Genomic DNA, 23,212 nt, shown 5'->3' on the forward strand with positions numbered 1-23,212 from the left:
CTGGCCCATGGATGGGCCTTCGCGGCGGGCCCACGGAGCAATGCCGGAGTGAGGGCATGCCGAGCCTTAGCGAGGCACCAAGTGGTGGGGCAAAAGCGTTTTGCTTACTTTTGCGCTTCACAAAAGTGAGTCGCTGTAAAAGCGAAACCGCCAGCAGCCGTTACAAAAAAAATGGATATACACACACAGCGCTAGAGCTTTAGAGAACCGAGCATCTGCGCCAAAAACCGCTCCCCCGCCTCCATCTGACTGATCTCGATAAACTCATCAGGCTTATGCGCCTGCTCAATCGAGCCCGGCCCACAAACCACCACAGGCACATCCAACCGCTGCTTGAACAACCCACCCTCAGTCCCAAAAGACACCTTCGCCGTCCCCGTACCCGGCGCAGCAAAGTCCTTGAGAAAACGCACCGCCTCGATACTCGGATGCGTATCGAGCCCCGGATAGACATTCAACGTCTCGATCTCGATGTCCGCCACGCTCGAAAGCTTCTTCGCCTCGCGAACGATCACCTCGGCCTGCTCACGCAGATGCTCCAAAAACTGATCCAGATTGTCGGCCGGCAGATTGCGCACTTCGAAATCCAGCGTACACAGGTTCGGCACGATGTTCAGTGCCTTGCCGCCGACGATCTGCCCAACATGCACGGTGCTGTAGGGCACGTCGTAAGCCGCATCCTGGGCGCCCTGCTCCTGTAATTGCTGCTGGCTGCGGCGCAACGCCGCGATGAAGTCGCATGCCACGTGGATGGCATTGACCGAGCGCGGTGCCAGGGACGAATGGGCCTCCAGGCCACGGCAATAGGTGCGGTAGGAGCCCTTGCCCTTGTGGCCCAGCACGAACTGCATGTTGGTCGGCTCGCCGATCACGCAGAGGAACGGCCGCACCGGCGCCAGGTGCAGCACGTCGAGCAGGCGTCGGACGCCCACGCAGCCGATTTCTTCATCGTGGGAAAGCGCCAGTTGCAGCGGCCGGTTCAACGAATGATCGGCGGCGTCGAGCATGGCGTCGATAGCCAGGGCGATGAAGCCCTTCATGTCACAGCTGCCACGCCCATACACCCGGCCATCACGGAACGTCGCCTGGAACGCCGGGACGGTCCAGGCCTGCCCCGCCGCCGGGACGACGTCGGTGTGTCCGGACAACAGGATACCGGGTAGTTCCCGTGGACCGGCGCTGGCGAACAGGTTGGCCTTCTTGCCGCTTTCGTCCTTGACGATCAGCGACTCGATGCCCTTGCCCAGCAGCACATCGCGCACGTATTCGATCAGCGCCATGTTCGACTCCGAAGAGACCGTTTCGAACGCCAGCAGACGTTCGAAGATGGCTTGCACACGGGGCTTCATGAGGCCTTGCTCCGTTGTTCGACGGATGGGGCGAACCGGCGGATGGAGAACGGTTCGATTGACGTGCTGGTGCTGCCGGTGCTGATCAGTTCGGCCATGACGTCACCGACACCCGGACCGAGTTGGAAGCCATGGCCGCTGAAGCCGAAGGCGTAGTACAAGCCATCGACGTTGCCGCTGGCGCCCATGATCGGCAGGTTGTCGGGCAGGTAGCCTTCGATGCCGCTCCACACGCGGATGATGTTGAGGTTGCCGACGCCCGGCAGCAGGCGCCGCATCTGCTCCAGTTGGTTGAGAATACTGCGTGGCTCGACGTAGGCGCGGCGGTTGAGCATGTCCGGCACGCGGCGATAGCCGCCGCCGATGATGATGTTGCCCCGTGGAATCTGGCGAAAATAGATCACTTCTTCAGGGATCTTGGTGAACACCCCGATCACCGTCGGCAAGGCGTAAGGCACCGGTTCGGTGACGGCCATTTGCGGGCCGTTCGGCGCCAGCGGCACCGGTTCGCCGAATTGCTCCGAGAGCTTTTGCCCCCAGGCGCCCGCCGTGATCAACAGCTGCCCGGCGCTGAACCGGCGGCCATCGGTGGTGGTGACGCCGAATTCACCGTTGGCCTTTTGTACCTCGGCGACTTCCGTGCGTTCCTCGATCCGCGCCCCCAGTCGTCGGGCCGCCCGGGCGAACGCCGGTGCCGCCAGGCGCGGGTTGGCGTGACCGTCGTGGGGCGCGTAGGAGCCGCCCTTGACGTCTTTGCCAAGGAACGGAAAGCGCGTATGCAATTCGTTGCCTTGGTAGATCTGCAAATCCAGCTGCCGGGCTTCGGGCGCATCGGCGTAGGCTTGCAGCTCAGCGACTTCATCCTCGCGATAACACACGCGCAGATGCCCGCTGGGGATGAATTCCAGGTCGTCGTCAATCAACTCCGGCAATCGTTTCCACAGCGCAAAGGAACGGTTCGCCAATTCAAGCTGGCCAAGAAATCGCCCTTGGCGCCGCACGTTGCCGAAGTTCACACCACTGGCGTACTGACCGATCTGGTCGCGCTCCAGCAAGATCACCGACTGGCCCCGTTGGCGCAGGAAAAACGCCGACGCCGAGCCCATCACCCCGCCACCGACAATGATCACATCGGCCTTATCAACGGTCATGGCGTCACCTCCCGGGTCGACATCGAAAGCGGTTTGACCGGCGCCTGACCACGCTGGCGCCCGACCTCTTGCACCGGCACCCCTGCGGCGGCGGCGATCACTTCGGCCCCGGCCTGGGAGCAATAACGCCCTTGGCAGCGGCCCATGCCGACCCGGCTGAACGCCTTGGCCCGGTTGACTTCACACGCGCCCTTTTCGCTGACGGTGCGGCGTAGCTCGCCGGCGGTGATCATTTCGCACCGGCAGACGATGGCCTCGTCCGGCAACGCCTTGGCCTGCGCCGCCGGCCAGGGAAACGCCTGGGCCAGGCCGAGGCGAAATTCATCCATCACGCCCAAGGCCCGCCGTGCCTCGGCCATCCGTGCCGCGTCCACCGGTTGTTGCAGGTCACTGAGCAAGGCCATGGCGACCAGGCGCCCGGCGTGCTCGGCGGCATCCGCGCCACGGATCCGCGAACCATCACCCGCCGCATAGACACCGCTGACCGTGGTCCGGCCCTCATCATCGGTTTCCAGCAGCCATTGCCCAGACGCCTCGTCGAAGCGCAGTCGACACCCGGCCAGATCGGCCAGTTGGGTTTCCGGGCGCAGGTGATAACCGAGCGCCACCGCGTCGCAATCCACCGTCAGTGTCTCGCCGTTCGCGGTGCGCACGCGAACGCCACTCACGCCTGTGGCCGGCTCACCGAGCACCTGCAACGGCGAAACCCCGAGGTGCACCGCGATCTTCGCCCGATACAACTGCGCCAGCAGTTTCATGCCGGTGAACAGCAATCCAGGACGCGCCATGAGTTTGGGCAAGGCCTGGATGCGCTTGCCCAGCGGCGAAGTGTCCAGCACCGCCGCAACCTGGGCCCCGGCTTTCACATATTGGCTCGCCACCAGGTACAGCAACGGCCCGCTGCCCATGAACACCACCCGATGACCGATGGACACCGCCTGGGCCTTCAAGGCGATCTGGGCGCCACCGAGGCTGTAGGTGCCGCCCAATTGCCAACCCTCGATGGGCATCAAGCGGTCGGTGGCGCCGGTGCAGAGGATCAGCGCGTCGTACTCCACCGTTGAATGCTGGCCTTGGCTGACGCAGCACAGTTGCCCTGGCGTCAGGTTCCAGACCAGCGTGTCCGGGCGGTAATCGATCTGTGGGCGCAGGTGATCGAAGCTCTCGTGCAGGTCGCGGGCCTTGTCGGCTTCGGTGCCGTACAGCGTTGCGTAGTCGCGGGTGAACCCTTCAGGCTGGCGACGGTAGATCTGCCCGCCGTCACGCCGGCTCTCGTCGACCAGGACAGGTTTGAAGCCCGCCGCGACCAAGGTCTGGGCGCAACGAATGCCGGCCGGCCCGGCGCCGACGATGACTATCCGCGCAGTGGCCATACTGCCTCCGGTTGTTGAGTGATGATGTCCAGCCCCTCGCGGACTTCCTGGGAGCAGGCGCGCAAGCGTTCGCCGCTGCGGGTCCAGACCCAGCAATCCTGGCACGCGCCCATCAGGCAAAAACCGGCACGGCTGCCCGGATCGAACTCCGACTGGCGCAGCGCCGGGCCACGGGTCAGCAAGGCAACCATCAGCGTGTCGCCCTGCAACGCTTCGATGGGCACCCCATCCACCTGCAAGTTGACGACGGGTCGACCCTGCTCGGCCAACCTCACAAAACGCGCGTTCATGCGTAGGCTCCCACGATCATGCTGTTTGAATCCTGTTGGCTCTTGAGCAGCTCGACGCTGTCGTGATGACAGAGCACTTCGCTGCCGCCGTCGATCACCTGTCGAGGTGGCGCGGTGCGGTTGCACAGGCCATCGACCCGCACCGGGCAGCGGTTGAGAAAGGTGCACAGTTCTGGTTCGTTAGCCTTAGGCCCCAACGGTGGAAGCGTGCCGCAGGTGGTGGCGCCGCAGGTTTCCAGCCAGCCCTGGCGCAGCTCCGGGACCGAATGAATGAGCAAATCGGTGTAAGGATGAAATGGCGCCTGGGCGAACGATTGCCGGGTGCCCGCCTGGACCTTGTGGCCGCTGTACATCACCACAATGTCGTCGCACAGGGCGCGGACGGTGGAGATGTCGTGGCTGATGAACAGGTACGACACGCCCAGTTGCTGGCGCAGGTCGCGCAGCAACTCCAGGATCGCCGCGCCGACCACGGTGTCGAGCGCCGAGGTCACTTCATCGCAAAGGATCAGGTCCGGTTTGGCCGCCAGCGCCCGGGCCAGGTTGACCCGCTGCTTCTGCCCTCCGGACAGCTCGCTCGGGCGGCGCTCGGCCAAGTCCCGTGGCAGGCGAACGAGGTCGAGCAACTCGCCGATGCGCTCGCGTAGGGCCGCGCCCTTGAGGCCAAAATACATCTTCAGCGGCCGGCTCAAGATGGCGCTGATGCTGTGCATCGGATTGAGCGCGGTGTCGGCGTTCTGGAACACCATCTGGATGCGTCGGAACTGGTCAGCGGTGCGTTCGGACAGACTGCCGCCCAGCGGCGCTCCATCAAAAGTCAGCCCGCCTAGGGCCGGAGGCAGCAGCCCCGCCACCACCCGGGCCAGGGTCGATTTGCCCGAGCCGGATTCGCCAATCACCCCGATGGCCTGGCCTCGCCGCACGGTCAGGTCAATGCCTTCGAGCACGCGGATCGTCGGCATGCCCTGCGCGTTCTTGTTGCCGTAGCCGGCGGTCAGGCCTTGGATGGTCAACAGTGGCGCATCCTCGGCCACGCCGCAGGGCGGACGGATCGTCGTGTCCGGCCGCGCCGCCGCCAGCAGGCTGCGGGTGTAGGCATGGGCCGGGCCCTTGAGCAGCGGCGTGGTGGCGCTCTGTTCGAAGATCTGTCCGCCGTTGAGCACCACGATCTGATCGGCCATCTGCGCCACGACCGCCAGGTCATGGGAGACGTAGACCGCCGTCGCGCCACGCTCGCGCACCACGCGCTTGAAGGCGCGCAACACGTCGATCTGAGTCGTGACATCGAGGGCCGTGGTCGGTTCGTCGAGCACCACCAGCAGCGGATCGCTGATCAGTGCCATGGCCGCCATCACTCGCTGCAACTGCCCGCCAGAGACTTGGTGGGGGTAGCGCTGGCCGATGCGCTCGGGGTCGGGCAACGCCAGGTCGCGGAACAGTTCGATGGCCTTGGCCTCGAGCACCGCCCGGCTGCCCAGGCCGTGGATCAAGGCGCCCTCCACCACCTGATCAATGAGTTTTTTCGCCGGGTTGAACGCCGCGGCGGCGCTCTGGGCGATGTAGGAGACGCGATTGCCGCGCAGCCGTTGCAGCTCGCCTTCGCTCAGCGCGAGCATGTCATGCTCGCCGATCCGCACCACGCCGCCAGCCAGCCGACAGCCGCGTCGGGCATAGCCGAGCAGTGCCAGGGCGATGGTGGTCTTGCCAGAGCCGGACTCGCCAATCAACGCCAGCACCTCACCTTTCTCCAGGGAAAAGCTGACGCCCTTGACGATCTCCACTTCACTGCGTTCGCCGCAGGCGACCACTCGCAGGTTTTCGACTCGAATCAATTCGCTCATCTCAATGACCTCCCGAACGTCGATTGCGCCGCGAGGACAGGCGGTCGATAAACAGGTTGACGCCAATCGTCAGGGTGCCGATGGCCAAGGCCGGAATCACGATCGCCGGCGCGCCCTGATTGAGGCCGCCGATGTTTTCCCGCACCAGCGAGCCCAGGTCGGCGTCCGGCGGTTGCACCCCGAGGCCGAGAAAACTCATGCCGCTGAGCAACAACACGATAAAACCGAAGCGCAGGCCGAGGTCAGCCAACACCGGGTTGAGCATGTTTGGCAGGATCTCCACGCAGGCAATGTACAGCCGGCGCTCGCCACGGGTGCGGGCCACTTGCACGTACTCAAGGGCCTCGATGTTCACCGCCATGCTGCGAGCGATGCGGAACGCGCCCGGGGTGAAACTCAGCACCGCCGTGCAAATCAACAGCGTCACCGAAGAGCCGAAGGCCGAGACCATGATCAGCGCGAGCATCTTGCTCGGAATCGAGATGAAGGCGTCCATCAGGCGGCTGATCAGCTCGTCCAACCACTTCGGCGACACCACCGAAAGCAGCGCGCAACTGGTGCCCAAACCGCTCGCCAACACTGCCGCCACCAAAGCCAGGCCGACGGTAAACCGCGCGCCCACCAGGATCCGGCTGAGCATGTCACGGCCCAAATAATCGGTGCCTAGCGGGTAAGCAGCACTGAGGCTGTCAAAGACGTTGTCGGAGACCACCTCGCCCACGGGATGTGGCGCCAGCCAGGGGCCGAAGATCGCCACCAACAACCAGATCAGACACATCGCGGCACCGAGCAGGCCGAGCCAGGAGGTGCTATGGGAAACCTTGCCATAAGCCAGTTCAGGCGCGGCAGGCGGGGCTTTCACAATGAGATTGTTCATTGGTTTCTCAGCCTCGGATTGGACAGGATCGCGCACAGGTCGGCAATCAGCACCAGCATCAGGTACGCCGTACAGAACAACATGGTGCAGGCCTGGACCAAGGCCATGTCGCGGTTCGTCACGGCGTCGACCATGAGGCTGGCGATACCCGGATAATTGAAAATCGTCTCGACAATCACCACCCCGCCCAGCAAGTAGGAAAGGCTCAAGGCGATGGCATTGGCGATGGGACCGATGGCGTTAGGCAACGCGTGGCGCAAGACCACCCGCATCGGGCTGACGCCTTTGAGGCGGGCCATCTCCACGTAGGGGCTGTCGAGCTGGTCAATCACCGCCGCCCGGGTCATGCGGGCCATCTGCGCGACGATCACGCAGCACAGCGTCATGACCGGCAAGGCGTAGGTGCGCATGAATTGCAGCGGCGACGTGACCTCGCTGGAATAGGACAATGCCGACAACCAGCCGAGGTTGACCGCGAAGATCAGTACCGCCAGCGTGGCGACCAGAAACTCCGGCACCGCCACCATCGTCAGGGTGAAAAAGCTCAGCACGCTGTCGATGCGCCCGCCCCGGCCCATCGCCGAGCCGATGCCCAGGATCAGCGCCACCGGCACCGACACCAGCGCCGTCGCAGCGGCGAGCATCAGGGTGTTGGGCACGCGTCCGGCCATCAGTTCGCTGACCGGCACGGCGTTGGAAATCGACACGCCCATGTCACCGCTGAGCAGGCTGGTCAGCCAGTGCAGGTAACGCAACACCCCCGGCTGATCGAGGCCCATTTTCACCCGCAGGGCTGCCACTTGTTCAGGCGTGGCGAACTGTCCGAGGGACTGTTGCGCCGCGTCTCCCGGCAATACCGCCGTGATGGCGAACACCACCATCGAGACGATCAGCAGGGTTACGATCGCGGCGCCGAGGCGCCGGCCGATCAACCACAATGTGTTGCTATTCATCATCCGATCCTCTTGCCAGGTCGCGGAGCCAGACAACGCTCATCAAGCATCCAGCCAGACTTGCTCGGAGAACATGTAGCCCATGAACCCGCCCAGCGGGTTGGTGCCATAACCCTTGACGCGCTGGTCGACGCCGTCAATGTTGCTGATGAACACGGGGATGCCGATGCCACTGTGGTCATGCACCAACGTCTGCATGTCGGCGTACATCTTGCCGCGCTTGGCCTCGTCGGTTTCGCCCCTTGCCTGCACCAGCAGTTGGTCGAATTGCGGGTTTTTCCAGCCGGATTCGTTCCACGGCGCCGAGGACTGGAAGAACTGCGAGAACAGCATGTCGGCATTCGGCCGTGGGTTGATGTTGCCGAAGCTCAGCGGGTGCTTGGCCCAATGGTTGGACCAGTAGCCGTCGCTCGGCAGCCGGTTGACGTTGAGCTTGAGCCCGGCTTCCTTGGCCGATTGCTGCAGCAGCACGGCGACGTCCACCGAACCGGTGGCGGCCGGCGAACACATGACTGGCATGCTGATACTTTCCATGCCGGCTTTCTTCAGCAGGAAGCGCGCCTTCTCGGGGTCGTAGGTGCGTTGTGGCAGGTCGGCGTTGAAGAAGCGCGCACCGGGGGCGATCGGGTGATCGTTGCCGACCCTGGCGAAGCCCCGGAATATCGCCGACTTGACCTGCTCGCGATCGAGCAGCAACTTCATCGCCTCGGTGAATTCCGGGCTCTGGCCTGGCATCTGGTCCTGGCGAATGATCAGGTCGGTGTAGTTGCCCGATGGCGAATCGACGACCCGGTGGCCAGCGCTGTCCTTGATACGCGTGGTCGAACGCGGGTTGACCTCGTTGATGATCTGCACGTCGCCGGACAGCAGCGCGTTGACCCGTGACGGCTCATCGGCAATACCGATGAATTCGATCTCGTCCAGGTAGGGCAAGCCGGGTTTCCAGTAGTTGGCATTGCGCGCGCCGATGGAGCGCACACCGGGCTTGAATTCCTTGACCTTGAACGGACCGGTGCCGATGCCCTGGCTGAAATCACTGGTGCCCTCGGGCACGATCAACATATGGGAAACCGCGAGAATCGACGGCAGCTCGGCATTCGGACCGCTGAGGCGGATCTGTACTTCGTGGGTGCCGTTGGCCTTCACCTCATCGAACTGCGACGCCAGTGGCAAGACCTTGGATCCGGTGATCGGATCCTTGTGCCGCATCAGCGAAAACACCACGTCCGCCGCCGTCAATCCTTTACCGTTGTGGAACGTGACTTCCTTGCGCAGGGTGATCACCCAGAGGGTGGCGTCGGTGGTATCGATGCGTTCAGCCAGTTCCAGTTGCGGCACCATGTGGCTGTCGAAACGGGTCAGGCCGTTGTAGAACATGTAATGGCGCACGTAATCGGTGGACGATGAACCTTTGGCCGGGTCCAGGGTGTCGGCGGTGGAGCTGGTGATGCCGGCAACGCGGATACGTCCGCCGGGCTTGCCCTTGCCGGGGCTTGCGGTGTCATCGGCCATCAGCTTGCCGGCCGCGCCAAACAAGCTGCCGGCACCTGCTGCGGCGACCCCGGCCAACCCCAGCATCTGCAACGCGTGGCGGCGTGACATGCCGCGGTTGAGCCCTTCGAAAACACGCAGACTTTCTGTGCCGGTAATCAACTGGCCGTCGATGCTGTTCTTATTGTCAGTCATGTCAGTTCTACCTTCCGCAAGTGATAGGGGCTCGGTTGCGCACGGTCGACGCAACGGGATGTTGAAACGGCTGTTGAAACGTAAAGCGCTGCCTTGAAATCAGTGTAGGTAGTCCTGCAGGCGGTAATACGCGCCTACCAGCGGCAGGAACCAGGGCTTGCCGAAGTGCCCGGGAATCGCCGGCCAATCGAGTTCTCGCCAAGGGTTCGCCTCGACTTTCCCGGCCATGACATCCGCCATGACCTGGCCCATGTGCACCGACATCTGCACGCCGTGGCCGCTGTAGCCCATGGAGTGATAGACCCCGCCGTGCTGGCCGGCCCTGGGCAGGCGGTCAGACGTCATGTCCACCAGCCCGCCCCAGCAATAGTCGATCTTCACGTCGGCCAGTTGCGGGAACATCTGCACCATCGCCGCCTGCAGCACCTTGCCACTCTTGGCATCGGAAACGCTGTCGGACATGGCAAACCGCGCACGACCGCCAAACAGCAGACGGCTGTCGGGGGTCAGGCGAAAGTAATTGCCGATCATGCGGCTGGTAACGTAGGAGCGGCGTGCCGGCAGCAAGCTGTCGATCAGTGACTGGGGCAATACCTCGGTGGCGACCACGAAACTGCCAACGGGTACGATGCGCCGTCGGTACCAACCGAGCCCGCCTTGCTGGCAGGCGCCAGTGGCCAGCAGCACCTGGGACGCGTGCAGCACGCCTTTGCTGGTATTGACCTGATAGCCGCTGCCGCTGGCTTTCCAATCCTTCACCTCCACGCCCTGGAAGATCAACGCGCCGTGACGCGCCGCCGCCTCGGCCAGGCCGACACCAAAGCGCCCAACGTGCATCTGCACGCCGTTGCGCTGCAGCAGGCCACCGTGGAACTGGGCCGAATTGACCTCGGCGCGAACCTCCTGCGCGGACAACAATTGCACCTCGGCGTCCACTTCCTTGCGGATCAACTCACAGGTACGCGCCAACCCTTCGTAGTGCATCGGCTTGGCGGCCAATTTGAGCTTGCCGTTGCGCGTCAGGTCGCAGGCGATCCCCTCCTGCTCCACCAACGAGACCACGCTGTGCACCGCGCTTTCGTAGGCCTGGTAATACATCCGGGCTTTCTCGGCGCCAAGGCTGGCGGTGAGCGAGGCGTAATCCTGGGCGACACCGGTGTTGCATTGCCCACCGTTACGCCCCGACGCCTCGCCGATCACCCTTCCAGCTTCCAGCACCGCCACGCTGGCGCCCTTCAAGGCCAGGGCACGGGCCGCGGCCAGGCCGGTGAAACCGCCGCCAACGATGGCGACATCGACCTGCCCGGGCAACCCGCCGAGCTGGGCACCGGTGAAGGCCGGTGCGGTATCGAGCCAATAAGACTCACTGCCCATGTCTAACCCCTTACCTTGAAGAGTGCGCTCAACTCAGAGCCCGACCAGACCGGGCAATCCGCCGATGTCCGGAATCTGGTGGTAGCCATAGATCGCATTGCCTGGTTGCTCGTGACCACGGGCGACGAAGGCCTTGTTCTTGATCTTCATGTCGTGGGCGGGCATCAGGTCGTAGCGAAAGCTCGACGACACATGCAAGACGTCCTCCGGCCCGCAGCCGAGGTTATCGAGCATGAATTCGAACGCCGCCAGGCGCGGCTTGTAGGCCTGGGCCTGCTGGGCCGTGAAGACTTTGTAGAAAGGCGCGCCGAGCTTGTCGACGTTGGACATGATCTGCTCGTCCATCGCATTGGAAAAAATCACCAGGGGAATCTTCTCGGCGATCTTCGACAGGCCCGCCGGCACATCGGCGTGCGGGCCCCAGGTTGGAACGGCGTCGTAATAGAGCTGGCCTTCGCCCCGGTATTCGACGCCCCAACGCTTGCAGACCCGCATGAGGGAGGTCTTGATGATTTCATCATACGGCCGCCAGTCACCCATCACCTGGTCAAGGCGATAAGCGGCGAAATCCTTGACAAACTGGTCCATCTGCCCGGCATCGACGCGGTCGGCGAACAGCTCGCGCGTCATGCTGCCCATCTGGAAATTGGTCAACGTGCCGTAGCAGTCGAAGGTGATGTACTTGGGTCGAAGAAAGCTCATGTGTGCGGTCCTGGATTGTTGTTGAAGGCATGACGAGGCAAACATTGACGCCGTTCGTGAAGCATCGGTGCAACGCTGCATCACGTTTTCATTACAACACCATGAGACCGTGGAAAAACCGTTAAAAAGAGTGGCCGCTTGGTACAAACCACCGTTTTGCAGGGCCCGCTCAGCAGACTTTGCGGGATGCTCCAGACACGGGCGTTGCACCCGTGTTTGTGTGGGTTTGGGAGCAGTTATGGTGCGTAAAAGGCCTCATCTGGGCGGCTTTTACGGCAGAATCTGCGCCACCGCGCGAGGGCCCGGGCGCGCGCGACCTCCGCCGGGGGACGGACTTCTCAGCGACCGCAGAACCTCACCCGGGACAACATCCGCAAATCCCCGTCGCGGTAGTAGTCGTCGCTCCAGCTGTCGTCCGGGGCCAGGGGCTTGACCTGCTTGAGGGCGAGTTTCCTGGCGAAATAGCGGAACCGGTAATGCTCGTAGAAACGCAGCAGCTCCAGACCGTAGCGGTCGGCCAGGTCGGTGTCGCCTTGGATGATGAGGTAGTTCTCGTCATTGCTGCCGCTGGCGGCGGCGCTCAGGTTGTGGCTGCCGCTGATGATCGTCGGCGTGTCGCTGGTGAAATCGGTGACCACGGCCTTGGTGTGGACCAGCAGGTTGCCCTTCTGGCCTTTCATGTTTTCCCTGAGCCAACCTTCCAGGCCGGTATTGAGCAACGCGGTGGCGGCGAATTCAGCGGTGCGGTCGGCGTGGAAACCCGTGATTCGGCTGGTGGTGTTCTGCAGGCCATAACGCAGGACGTCGTCGTTGGGCTGGCCGAGCAAGGCATCGAGGATCCGCTCGGGCAAGGCAAACGCGGTGACGAACAGCAGGTCCTTTCGAGCGGCATTGATGACTTCGACGAAGCGATCGAGGTCGCCCTGCCCACTGCGGGGCGAGAACCCGGCGAACAGTTTCTCGTCCGTCGGCATGGGATTGTTGCGGGTCAGCCACTCGCGGGTGGCTGCGACGTCGTCGGGCGCGGACCAGATCTGCTCGAACACTTGGAAGTAGCTGGCGCTGATCCGTGGGTCGTCCAGCACATGCACGACGTTGGCCTGGCGATAGACGCCGTTGGCGGTGAAATTGGTGCTGCCGCACAGCACCGCTTCGGGGTGCGGCACGCCGCCCTCGTCGACCTTGCCGAGGACGATGAACTTGTTGTGGAAAATGTTGTGGGTGAGCCGCCCCCGCTTGTTCGCCGCCGGCAGCTTTTGCAGGCTGGCCTCGTTGCGCAGCGTGGTGTCGTCATCCGGTTCGGCATGGTAGAGCACCCTCACCCGCGCACCACGCGCATGGGCAGCGTTCACCGCATCGACGATCACCGGCAGCTCGTATTCGTAGATGGCGACGTCCAGCGCCCAGTTCGCATCCAGGGCCCGGTCGATGAAGCCGATCAACCGCCCCAGCAAGCCGTTTTCCAGCCAGCGACGCGGCGCGTCGGGCCAGTCGTCGATGGACAGGTTGCGGTTGGCACTGATCAACGCGTCCAGTTCGGGAAACTTGCGTTGGAACGCCTGGCTGGCGGCCACCGCCCGGTTGAAGATGACCTGCTGGTTGGCCGGCCGACCGTCATCGCTGGTGACGGTCACTGCCAGGGACTCGCCCAGTTGCGGCGCCTCGGGAGTGCCATAGGCCAAGTAGACACGGTAGTGAATCGTCATGCCGGGATTGACGGCATAGTCGGCCCAGCGAAATTTCTGTAACGGCGCCTTGTCGCTGGGCGTGGCGTGGAACTGGGGAAAGGTGTGGGCCTTGTCGGGGAAAGTCAGGCTGTTGAACAGGAACAGCCAGGGCTTGTCGCCCTGCTGCTTCTCGATGGCAAAGCCCAGCAGGCCCTTGCGCCGGGATTCGGCAAGGTCCATGGCGAGCAACACGCCGTTGGTGCCGGCGTAGGCCTTGACCCGAAAATCGTCCTGGGGATTGCTGACGAGTACGCGCATGGTTCACTCCTGGAAGGGTTGCCTGAGCATAGAGCAGTCCTGCGCAAACCCATCAGCCCTCGTCAAGATGGCGATACTCAGCCCCCAACTGGCCCGCCAACTGCTTCGCCCGGCCCAGGCGAATCGGCCCGCGCTCGATGTCGATCAACAGGCTGGGGCATTCGAGCAACGGCAGCGACGCGCCTGCTTTCACGCGCCCATCGGTCATCAGCAGCACCCGTTGCTGCTCCGCCGGGAAGCGCTTGCGCCGGGCCGCAAGCCAGCGCCCGGCCTCGTTCACCGCCGCCAGCAACGGCGTGCCGCCACCGGCGCCCAGCGTGTCGAGCCAGTCACGCAGGCCAATGGCGGCCTTGAGACCTTGCACATGCCAGACCGGAGCGCCACCGCTGGCCGTCAGCAGCGCCAATCGGGCGCGTTGTCGGTAGGCATCGTCGAACAGTTGCGCCAGCAGCCCCTTGCCGTCGCTCAAGGCCCGATGGCGACGGGTCGAAGCCGAGGCGTCGACGATCACCAGCCACAACTCATGGGCTGAACGCTGGCGCCATTTGAAGCGCAGGTCCGCAGGCAGGCGTGGACGGCCGTTGAGCAAGGTGCCCGGCCAGTCCACCACGCCGCCGATTGCGGTTTTGCTTCGGCCTTGACGGCCCTGGTCCAACTGTCCCGGGCGGGGTCTGGCATTCGCCCCTGCCGGCGAACGGGGGCGAATGCCTAGGGCTTTTTTGGCCAGCTCGGCACATCACGCCGGGCGCCGATGGGCAACGCCCTGGCCGGCAAGTCGCCCCATTGGCCCTGGCCTTCGCTGGGCCTGCTCGCCTCGTTCGGACTCGACTGCGGGGCCTGGGACGGCTCGGGTGCCGGCGCGGTGTGGCCGCGTCGGCGGTGACGCAGGGCAAACTCGGCGACCGCATCGATGTCCTCGTCGGCAATGGCATTCGCGCCACGCCAGGCCGCATGCGCACGGGCGGCGCGCAACCAGACGAGGTCGGCGCGCAAACCATCGACTCCGGCAGCAAAGCAACGCTCGGTAATCTGCCCCAGCGCCGCGTCATCCAGCGCGATTTGCGCCAACCGCGCCCGCGCCTGCCGGCAACGTTCGCGCAGTTGCTGCTGGGCCGGTTCCCATTCGGTACAAAACGACGCGGGGTCGCTGTCGAAATCCAGTCGCCGGCGAATGATCTGCCCGCGCTCGGAAGGTGCGGTGTGGCCGTTCATTACTACGTTCAGGCCGAAGCGGTCGAGTAGTTGCGGACGCAATTCACCCTCTTCCGGATTCATGGTGCCGATCAATACAAAGCGCGCCGAATGCCGATGGGAAATGCCGTCGCGCTCGATCAGGTTGGTACCGCTGGCCGCGACGTCGAGCAGCAAGTCCACCAGGTGATCGGGCAACAGGTTCACTTCATCGACATACAGTACGCCCCCGTCGGCCTTGGCCAGCACGCCGGGGGAAAACTGCGCGCGCCCCTGCGCCAATGCCGCGTCCAAATCGAGGGTGCCCACCAGCCGCTCTTCGGTGGCGCCCAGGGGCAAGGTGACGAACTGACCACTGGCCAGCAGGTCCGCCAGCCCCCTGGCCAGGGTGGACTTGGCCATCCCTCGCGGGCCTTCGATCAGCACACCGCCGATTTTCGGGTCGATGGCGGCCAGGCACAGCGCCAGCTTCAAGTCATCGGCGCCGACCACTGCGGAGAGCGGGAAATGGGGGGTGTCGGTCATGTGAGATGTCTCATGAAGTATGAAGATCCCCTGTGGCGAGGGAGCTTGCTCCCGCTGGGCTGCGCAGCGGCCCCAACAACCTGAGGTCTCGGTGTTTTTCTGGATGACGACTGCTGCGCAGCCGAGCGGGAGCAAGCTCCCTCGCCACAAAGGTCCGCGTCGCTCATCAATAAGTCAGCCATCTTCTTCAATGTCCAACAACAGATGCTCCAGCGCCTCGCGGTATTCACCGGGATCCTGCCACATCCCCCGCTGCTGCGCCTCGAGCATGCGTTCGGTCATGTCTCGCAGCGCGTCGGGGTTGTGCTGGCGGACGAAGTCGCGGGTGTCCGGGTCGAGCAGGTAAGCGTCGGCCAGCAAGGCGTATTGGTGGTCGTCGATCAACTGCGTGGTGGCGTCGAAGGCGAACAGGTTATCCACGGTCGCAGCCAGTTCGAACGCGCCTTTGTAGCCGTGGCGCTTGACCCCGGCGATCCATTTCGGATTGGCCGCACGGGAGCGGATGACCCGGTTCAGTTCTTCTTTCAGGGTGCGAATCCTGGGCAGGTCAGGCTGGCTGTGATCGGCGTGGTAACTGGCTGCCGGCTGACCGCTCAGGGTTTCGACCGCCGCGAGCATGCCGCCCTGGAACTGGTAGTAATCGTTGGAATCGAGCAGGTCGTGCTCGCGATTGTCCTGGTTCTGCAACACCGCTTGCACCTGGCCCAGGCGCCGGGAGAATTGATTTCGCGCGGCAGTGCCCTCATCGCCTGAGCCATAAGCGTAGCCGCCCCAATTGAGGTACACCTGGGCCAAGTCTTCTCGGCTCTGCCAGAGACGACCGTCGATGGCGCCCTGCACACCCGCGCCATAGGCACCGGGCTTGGCGCCGAAGATCCGCCAGCCAGCCTGGCGCGCGGCGTCTTCCAGCGGCACGCCCGATTGCAGCAAGGCTTCGCGCTCGCCACGGACTTTCGCCGCCAACGGGTTCATGTCGTCAGGTTCATCAAGGGCCGCAACGGCCTGCACCGCCGCATCGAACAAGCGGATCAGGTTGGCGAAGGCATCCCGGAAGAACCCGGACACCCGCAGCGTGACATCGACCCGCGGCCGGTCCAGCAGGCTCAACGGCAAGATCTCGAAATCATCGACCCGCTGGCTGCCCGTGGCCCATACCGGGCGCACGCCCATCAGTGCCATGGCCTGGGCAATGTCGTCGCCGCCAGTGCGCATGGTGGCGGTGCCCCATACCGACAGGCCGAGTTGGCGCAAGTGGTCGCCGTGGTCTTGCAAATGCCGTTCGAGAATCAGGTTCGCCGACTGGAAGCCGATGCGCCATGCGGTGGTGGTGGGCAGGTTGCGCACATCGACGGAAAAGAAATTGCGGCCGGTGGGCAGCACGTCCAGGCGTCCGCGACTCGGCGCGCCACTGGGGCCGGCCGGGACAAAGCGGCCGCCCAAGGCATCGAGCAAGCCGCGCATTTCCGCTGGGCCGCAAGCGTCCAGGCGCGGCGCGACGACCGAGCGCAGGTGCTCGATGATGTCCGCGACAGCTTCCCAGCCCGGCGCGTCGAGCCACGCGACTTCGCCTGCCAGGGCTTGTTCGATCAACCCGGCGGCGAACAGCTCCAGGCGCTCCCGAGTGTCGCCGACGGTGCGCCATGGCTCGTCGCTGACCTCGCGCAACACCTCGGGGCGGTCCGCTTCCCAGGGTTCGGCCAGGGCACAATCGAGTGGGTCGAAACCCAACCCGAACGCCTTCGCCAACGCCCGCAGCAAGCTCGATTGAGCGCCTTTGCCATCGCCTCGGGGGATGCGCAGCAACGCCAGCAAAGTGTCGATGCGCAGCCGCCCGGCGGGCGACTCGCCGAAGATGTGCAGCCCATCGCGGATCTGCGACTCCTTCAAATCGCAGAGGTAAGTGTCCAGGCGCGGCAGCCAGATCGCGGCGTCGGCGTCGCTGTCGAGCGCGGCATCGAGTTGCAATTCGCGGTCGATGTGGGTCTCGCGCACCAGGTTCAAGATGTCCCGTTGCAGCGCCCGGGCGCGGCGCGGGTCGAGTAGTTGCGCCTCGTAATATTCGTCGGCCAGCAGCTCCAGGTTACGCAGCGGCCCATAGGTTTCGGCCCGGGTCAGCGGCGGCATCAGGTGGTCGATAATCACTGCCTGGGTCCGACGCTTGGCTTGGGCACCCTCACCCGGGTCGTTGACGATGAACGGGTAGATGTTCGGCAGCGGCCCGAGCAACGCATCCGGCCAGCAGTTCTCCGACAGCCCGACGCCCTTGCCCGGTAGCCATTCGAGGTTGCCGTGCTTGCCGACATGAATCACCGCGTGGGCGCCGTAGGTGTGGCGCAGCCAGAAATAAAACGCCAGGTAGCCATGGGGCGGCACCAGGTCCGGGTCGTGGTACACCGCGCTCGGGTCGACCTGATAACCGCGCGCCGGCTGGATACCGACAAACGTCAGGCCAAGGCGCACGCCGGCGATCATCAGTCGGCCGTCGCGGAACATCGGGTCCTGCTCGGGCGCGCCCCAACGTTCCCGCACCGCCTGGCGATTGGCCTCGGGCAGCGCGTCGAACAAGCGTTGATAAGCATCCAGCGCCAGGCTTTGATGGCAGGGCCGCAGGTCGAGACTGTCCAGGTCGTTACTGACACCGCCGAGCAACTGCTGAATCAACGCAGTGCCGCTGTCCGGCAATTCAGCCGCCAGCGGATAACCTTCGGCCTGCATGGCGCGCAGGATATTCAGCGCCGCCGCCGGGGTGTCCAGGCCGACGCCGTTGCCGATGCGCCCGTCCCGGGTCGGGTAGTTGGCGAGGATCAGCGCCACGCGCTTCTCTGCGTTGGGCAGGCTCGCCAGGCGGGTCCAGCGCCAGGCCAGTTCGGCGACGAAGTCCATGCGCTCCGGCACCGCCCGGTAGCAGACCACATCGCTCTGGCTGCGCTCGCTGCGCCAGGCCAGGTCCTTGAAACTGATAGGGCGGCTGATGATCCGGCCATCCAGCTCGGGCAAGGCAATGTGCATCGCCAGGTCGCGCGGCCCCAGGCCCTGTTCGCTGGCGCGCCAGCCGGGTTCATTGTCCTGGGCGCAAATCGCCTGGATCACCGGGATATTGCGGCGAAACGGCCGCAGGTGCGGTGCTTCAGGGCTCGATTGAGCGAAGCCGGTGGTGTTGAGAATCACGCCCGCCTCTACCTCCTCCAGCCAATCTTCCACCTGTGCCAGGCAGCCGGGTTCCTTGAGGCTGGCCACGGCAATCGGCAGCGGATTGAGCCCTGCCGCTTGCAGGCGCTGGCAGAACACGTCGATGAACGCGGTGTTCGCCGCTTGCAAGTGAGAACGGTAGAACAGTACTGCCGCGACCGGTTGATCGGCCTGCCATTCGGCGTGCCAATCGTCCAGGGTCGCGTTGTTTTTTTCGGGATGGTAGATCGCCGTGCGCGGCAGCGGCTGTGGTTCGGCCCACGGGTAATCGCGGCCAAACCATTGACTGCCGAGGTGACGAAACAAGTTGAGGGCGTTACCCAATCCACCCTGGCGCAGGAACTGCCAGAGCCGGTCGCGATCCTCGAAGGGCACATTGCTCAGGTCGCTAAGCTCCGGATCGGGGCGATCATCCCCCGGCACCAGGATCAGCTTCACGCCGCGCCCGGCGAGCTCCATCAGCCGCTCGATGCCGTAGCGCCAATAGCCGATGCCACCGTGCAGCGATAACAGAATGACCTTGGCATGACGCAGCACGTCGTCGACGTACAGGTCTACCGAGGCGTGGTTCTGCACCTGCATCGGGTTGGCGAGGCGAAAATCCGGGAAGTCGTCCGGCAACTGCCGCGCCGCTTCGGCCAGCAGCGCCAGGCTGGAGTCGCCGCTGCACAGGATCACCAGCTCGGCGGGGGTTTGCCCGAGGTCGGCGATGTTGTCATCCGACACAAATCCGCCGGGCTGGGTCCTGAGCAGGTGCATGGCTTAGGCGCTGAGGGCAGCGCGCAATTGCGCTTCAAGCAACGCGGCATCCAGCGCCTGGCCGATCAGCACCAGCCGCGTAACCCGCGTTTCGTCGGCGCCCCACTGGCGGTCGAAATGCTTGTCGAAACGCGTGCCGACGCCCTGGATCAGCAGGCGCATCGGCTTGTTCGGGATTGCCGCAAAACCCTTGACCCGCAGCACACCGTGCTGGACCACCAGTTGCGTCAGTGCGTCCAGCAGCAGGCTTTCATCGGCCTGGGGCAACTCGATGGAAATCGAATCGAAGGCGTCGTGATCGTGGTCGTCTTCATCGCCGTCATGGTGGTGGTCGTGATGACTGTGGCGCCCGTCGATGTGTTCTTCGGAGCCGGCGCCCAGGCCGATCAACACGTCCAGCGGCAGGCGACCGCTGCTGGCTTCGATGACCTTGACCGCTGGCGGCAGTTCTTCGGCGACTTCCAGACGGACTCGGGCCAAGTCTTCGGGGCTGATCAGGTCGGCTTTATTGAGGATCACCAAGTCGGCGCTGGCCAGTTGATCGGCGAACAGCTCGTGCAGCGGTGATTCGTGGTCCAGGTTCGGATCGAGCTTGCGTTGGGCATCGACCTGATCGGGGAACGCGGCAAAAGTGCCGGCGGCCACGGCCGGGCTGTCGACTACGGTGATCACCGCATCGACCGTGCAGGCGCTGCGGATTTCCGGCCATTGGAAAGCCTGGACCAAGGGTTTTGGCAATGCCAGGCCGGAGGTTTCGATGAGGATGTGGTCAAGGTCGCCGCGCCGGGCGACCAGCTCGCGCATCACCGGGAAAAACTCTTCCTGCACCGTGCAGCACAGGCAACCGTTAGCCAGTTCATAGACGCGGCCGTTGGCTTCTTCTTCGGTGCAACCGATGGAGCACTGCTTGAGGATTTCGCCGTCGATGCCCAGCTCGCCAAATTCGTTGACGATGACCGCAATGCGCCGGCCCTGGGCGTTGTCGAGCATGTGCCGGAGCAAGGTGGTCTTACCCGAGCCGAGGAAACCGGTGACGATGGTGACGGGGAGCTTGGCCAGTGTTTTCATCGAATGCCCTTTGGCTAGGTGGCGGGCAAACGGGACGACAACCGCAGGCAGGCATGCGCGGAAGATTTCGCCACCGGATCACCCCGCCCGGTTGTAGTGAGAATCTGTTGTCGAGGCAGGTCTCCTGGCTTTCGGCGGGCCAGTCCGGGCTTGTCTTGCAAAGCCTTGCACTGGCGTTTCCTGCGCCTTCCCGTGCGCCTTTTCTACAAAGGACTTGCACAGTGGCCTGGCAGGAACGTCACCGTTCACAGTTGCGGGGGCAGCCGCGGCTTTGACCGCGTTCCCTTCTTAGCTTTGGCACACGCCAAAGAACCTCGAAGGCGCAAGGCTACGCAGGGTGTGCAGGCGGGTCAATCTCTGGAAGGCAATCTCCCGGCGGCCGAAGCGGCGCGGCGAGATCAACGGGCCGCCACGCGCCAGAGCCGGGCGATGTCCCGCGCCCGCTCGCTCAAGAGGCGTGGCGCATCGGTGCAAGCTTCTTGCAACGTCATCGGTCCGTTCGCGAGGGCAAAGGCCGCATCGATGCCGTGGTCGTACAGCGCCTGATAACCCTCCCCCAGCGTGCCGGCAATGACCAGCACCGGTACGCCGTGACGACGGGCGATGCGGGCGACGCCAAAAGGCGTCTTGCCGCGCAGGGTCTGGGCATCGAAACGGCCCTCACCGGTGATGACCAGGTCAGCGCCGTTGATCGCGTCGGCCAGGCCGGTCAATTGCGCGACGACCTCCACGCCGGTACGAAACTGCGCTTGGAGGAACGCCTTGGCGGCAAACCCCAGGCCGCCGGCGGCGCCGCTGCCCGGCTCGTCGCGTACGTCGCGGTTCAACACCTGGGCGCAGTGTCCGGCGAAGTGCCCCAGCGCACGGTCCAGCCGTTGCACCTGTTCGGTGGAGGCGCCTTTCTGCGGGCCGAACACGGCTGAGGCGCCATGGGGCCCACACAACGGGTTATCGACATCGGCGGCGATCTCGAAACGCACGCCGGCCAGGCGCGGGTCCATTTGGCTCAAATCGATGCGCGCCAGGTTGGTCAGGGCCAGGCCGCCGGGCGGCAACGAGTGTCCATGTTCGTCCAGCAAGGCGACGCCCAGCGCTTGCATCGCACCGGCACCGCCGTCGTTGGTGGCGCTGCCGCCAATCGCCAGGATGACTCGCTCGGCGCCTTCCTCCAGCGCTGCGCGGATCAGTTCGCCGGTGCCAAAGGTGCTGCTGGAACAGGCGTCGCGCTGCCCCGGCGGCAGCAATTGCAAGCCGCTGGCCTCGGCCATCTCGATGATTGCGGTGCGGTTGTCGGGTAACCAGCCCCAACGCGCCTCGACGGCGGTGCCCAGCGGACCGCGAACCCGAGCCTCACGCCACTGTCCGTTGCAGGCAGCCAGCACGGCCTCCACCGTCCCCTCCCCGCCGTCCGCCATCGGGCATTTGATCAACTGCGCGTCTGGCCAGATCTCTGCCAGCCCTTGGGCGATGGCTTCGGCGACGCCCTGGGCGCTGAGGCTGTCCTTGAACGAGTCGGGGGCGATGATTATTTTCATTTTTTGTTCTCCGGTTCCGTGCACAGCATGCTGCCAGCTGACCGCAGCCCTGACGCCGGTCCGCCGCACAAAACGGCTTGGACATTATTGTTCAAATTCACAAAGGCCTGGCTGCTCAGTCCAGCGCGAGCAAGCGCCCTCGCCACGGGCGGTTACGTAGTTGACTGCGGCAATAGCTGCACGCCCAGGTACAACGCCAACATTCCGTCCAGCCTGAGGGGGTCGACGCCGCTGAGCTCAGCGATGCGCTCCATGCGATAACGCAAGCTGTTGCGGTGGATCCCCAGGGCGTCGGCGCAGGCCTGGCTCTGGCCGTCGTGTTCGCACCAGCTTCGCAAGGTCGCCAGCAACTGCCCGTTACTGTCCTTGGCGATCACTTTGCGCAACGGCGTCAGCAGTTCATCGAGTGCATCGTCGCTGCGATGCCGCCAAAGCATCACCGGCAATCGATAACGGTTGAGGATCAGCAAGCGCGATTGCGGCAGGACATCGCGGCCATAGGCGAGCAGGTCCGCCACGCGCCGGTAGCAGCGGCGCAAACCCGCCAACCCATCGGCCTGGCCACCCACCGCCACCCGCAGGATGTTCCAGCCGAGCCCATCGAGTTTGGCCAGCAGCCGCTCGTTTTCCACCGACGCTGTGACCGGGCGGCACCAGAGCAACGAGGATTTCGACGAGGTCAGGCACCAACTGTCCGGATAGCGCGACATCAGCCACGCACTCAGCGCCTCGACCGTCTGGCCGGAGCCATGCTCCAGGCCCAGTTCAAACAGATACGGTACCCGCGGCAACTGCGGCTTGAGGCCCATTTGAAGAGCCTCATCGAGCAGCCGTGGCGAATCCCCGGCATCACCCAGCAACAAGGCCAGCAAATCATCGCAGCGCTGGCGGCGCCATTGCTGCTCGGCCTGCTGGTTGCGCTGGCCGAGCAGCATTTCGGCGGTCATGCGCACCAGTTCGGCGTAGGTGCGCAGGTGTGCGGGATCGCCGGTGATGCCTAGCACCCCGATCAATCGTTGATCGAGCATCAGCGGCAGGTTGATCCCCGGCTGAACGCCCTTGAGGTGCACCGCGGTGTGCTCGTCGATTTCCACCACCCGACCATTGGCCAGCACCAGCTGCGCGCCCTCATGGCGGGTATTGATGCGCTCGCGCTCGCCACTGGCAAGGATCAGGCCCTGGTTGTCCATGACGTTGACGTTATAGGGAAGAATCGCCATCGCCCGGTCGACGATGTCCTGCGCCAGGTCGTGATCGAGTTCGAACATGGGCGATGGTCCTTGCAAGCGGCGTGATTGTTGTTTTAGGCGTGGGTTTGGTCAGGCGCACAGGGTCGGCATCCAAACCCTGTGCCCTGGCACAAA

17 protein-coding genes and 1 riboswitch are annotated in these 23,212 nt (G+C 64.3%); all 17 genes read right to left on the reverse strand.

From position 1 onward, the window contains the following. Positions 1-191 precede the first annotated feature (191 nt). Positions 192-1,349: an acetylornithine deacetylase gene (gene argE, locus HU806_RS25385; RefSeq protein ID WP_186615519.1), complete on the reverse strand. Its 1,158-nt coding sequence runs from the start codon at positions 1,347-1,349 to the stop codon at positions 192-194. Next, positions 1,346-2,500, reverse strand: coding sequence for an NAD(P)/FAD-dependent oxidoreductase (locus HU806_RS25390; protein ID WP_186615521.1), 1,155 nt, complete (start codon positions 2,498-2,500; stop codon positions 1,346-1,348). Before HU806_RS25390 ends, argE begins: the two co-directional genes overlap by 4 nt. Then, positions 2,497-3,873, reverse strand: a complete 1,377-nt coding sequence (locus HU806_RS25395; RefSeq protein WP_186615523.1) for an FAD/NAD(P)-dependent oxidoreductase — start codon at positions 3,871-3,873, stop codon at positions 2,497-2,499. Before HU806_RS25395 ends, HU806_RS25390 begins: the two co-directional genes overlap by 4 nt. Then, entirely contained in the window at positions 3,855-4,163 is a 309-nt protein-coding gene (locus HU806_RS25400; RefSeq protein ID WP_186615525.1) for a (2Fe-2S)-binding protein, read from the reverse strand. Before HU806_RS25400 ends, HU806_RS25395 begins: the two co-directional genes overlap by 19 nt. Beyond that, positions 4,160-6,004: an ABC transporter ATP-binding protein gene (locus tag HU806_RS25405; protein WP_186615527.1), complete on the reverse strand. Its 1,845-nt coding sequence runs from the start codon at positions 6,002-6,004 to the stop codon at positions 4,160-4,162. Before HU806_RS25405 ends, HU806_RS25400 begins: the two co-directional genes overlap by 4 nt. A gap of 1 nt (position 6,005) precedes the next feature. Continuing rightward, positions 6,006-6,881: an ABC transporter permease gene (locus HU806_RS25410; RefSeq protein WP_186615529.1), complete on the reverse strand. Its 876-nt coding sequence runs from the start codon at positions 6,879-6,881 to the stop codon at positions 6,006-6,008. After that, on the reverse strand, positions 6,878-7,834 hold the full coding sequence (locus HU806_RS25415) for an ABC transporter permease (RefSeq protein ID WP_186615531.1): 957 nt from the start codon (positions 7,832-7,834) through the stop codon (positions 6,878-6,880). The genes HU806_RS25410 and HU806_RS25415 overlap by 4 nt, the downstream gene beginning before the upstream one ends. Positions 7,835-7,876: 42 nt before the next feature. Beyond that, complete coding sequence (locus HU806_RS25420) at positions 7,877-9,520, reverse strand: ABC transporter substrate-binding protein (protein ID WP_186615533.1); 1,644 nt, start codon at positions 9,518-9,520, stop codon at positions 7,877-7,879. A 99-nt stretch (positions 9,521-9,619) separates the two neighbouring features. Further along, positions 9,620-10,894: an NAD(P)/FAD-dependent oxidoreductase gene (locus HU806_RS25425; RefSeq protein ID WP_186615535.1), complete on the reverse strand. Its 1,275-nt coding sequence runs from the start codon at positions 10,892-10,894 to the stop codon at positions 9,620-9,622. A gap of 33 nt (positions 10,895-10,927) precedes the next feature. After that, entirely contained in the window at positions 10,928-11,596 is a 669-nt protein-coding gene (locus HU806_RS25430) for a haloacid dehalogenase type II (protein ID WP_186615537.1), read from the reverse strand. 338 nt (positions 11,597-11,934) lie between these two features. Further along, entirely contained in the window at positions 11,935-13,581 is a 1,647-nt protein-coding gene (locus HU806_RS25435; protein ID WP_186615540.1) for a phospholipase D-like domain-containing protein, read from the reverse strand. A 52-nt stretch (positions 13,582-13,633) separates the two neighbouring features. Next, positions 13,634-14,236, reverse strand: a complete 603-nt coding sequence (locus tag HU806_RS25440; RefSeq protein ID WP_186615542.1) for a VWA domain-containing protein — start codon at positions 14,234-14,236, stop codon at positions 13,634-13,636. A gap of 53 nt (positions 14,237-14,289) precedes the next feature. After that, a complete protein-coding gene (locus HU806_RS25445) occupies positions 14,290-15,297 on the reverse strand; it encodes a magnesium chelatase ATPase subunit I (protein ID WP_186615544.1) in 1,008 nt (335 codons plus the stop codon). Positions 15,298-15,471: 174 nt separating this feature from the next. Next, a complete protein-coding gene (gene cobN, locus HU806_RS25450) occupies positions 15,472-19,245 on the reverse strand; it encodes a cobaltochelatase subunit CobN (RefSeq protein ID WP_186615546.1) in 3,774 nt (1,257 codons plus the stop codon). Between the two features lie 3 nt (positions 19,246-19,248). Next, positions 19,249-20,313, reverse strand: a complete 1,065-nt coding sequence (gene cobW / locus HU806_RS25455) for a cobalamin biosynthesis protein CobW (protein ID WP_186615548.1) — start codon at positions 20,311-20,313, stop codon at positions 19,249-19,251. 97 nt (positions 20,314-20,410) lie between these two features. Then, positions 20,411-20,645: riboswitch (cobalamin riboswitch) on the reverse strand. Between the two features lie 66 nt (positions 20,646-20,711). Next, complete coding sequence (locus tag HU806_RS25460; RefSeq protein WP_186615550.1) at positions 20,712-21,848, reverse strand: glycerate kinase; 1,137 nt, start codon at positions 21,846-21,848, stop codon at positions 20,712-20,714. Between the two features lie 152 nt (positions 21,849-22,000). Beyond that, on the reverse strand, positions 22,001-23,116 hold the full coding sequence (locus HU806_RS25465) for a sugar diacid recognition domain-containing protein (RefSeq protein ID WP_186615552.1): 1,116 nt from the start codon (positions 23,114-23,116) through the stop codon (positions 22,001-22,003). Positions 23,117-23,212: the final 96 nt, after the last annotated feature.

It is taken from the genome of Pseudomonas sp. SWRI154, from assembly GCF_014268645.1.
Lineage (GTDB): Bacteria > Pseudomonadota > Gammaproteobacteria > Pseudomonadales > Pseudomonadaceae > Aquipseudomonas > Aquipseudomonas marvdashtae.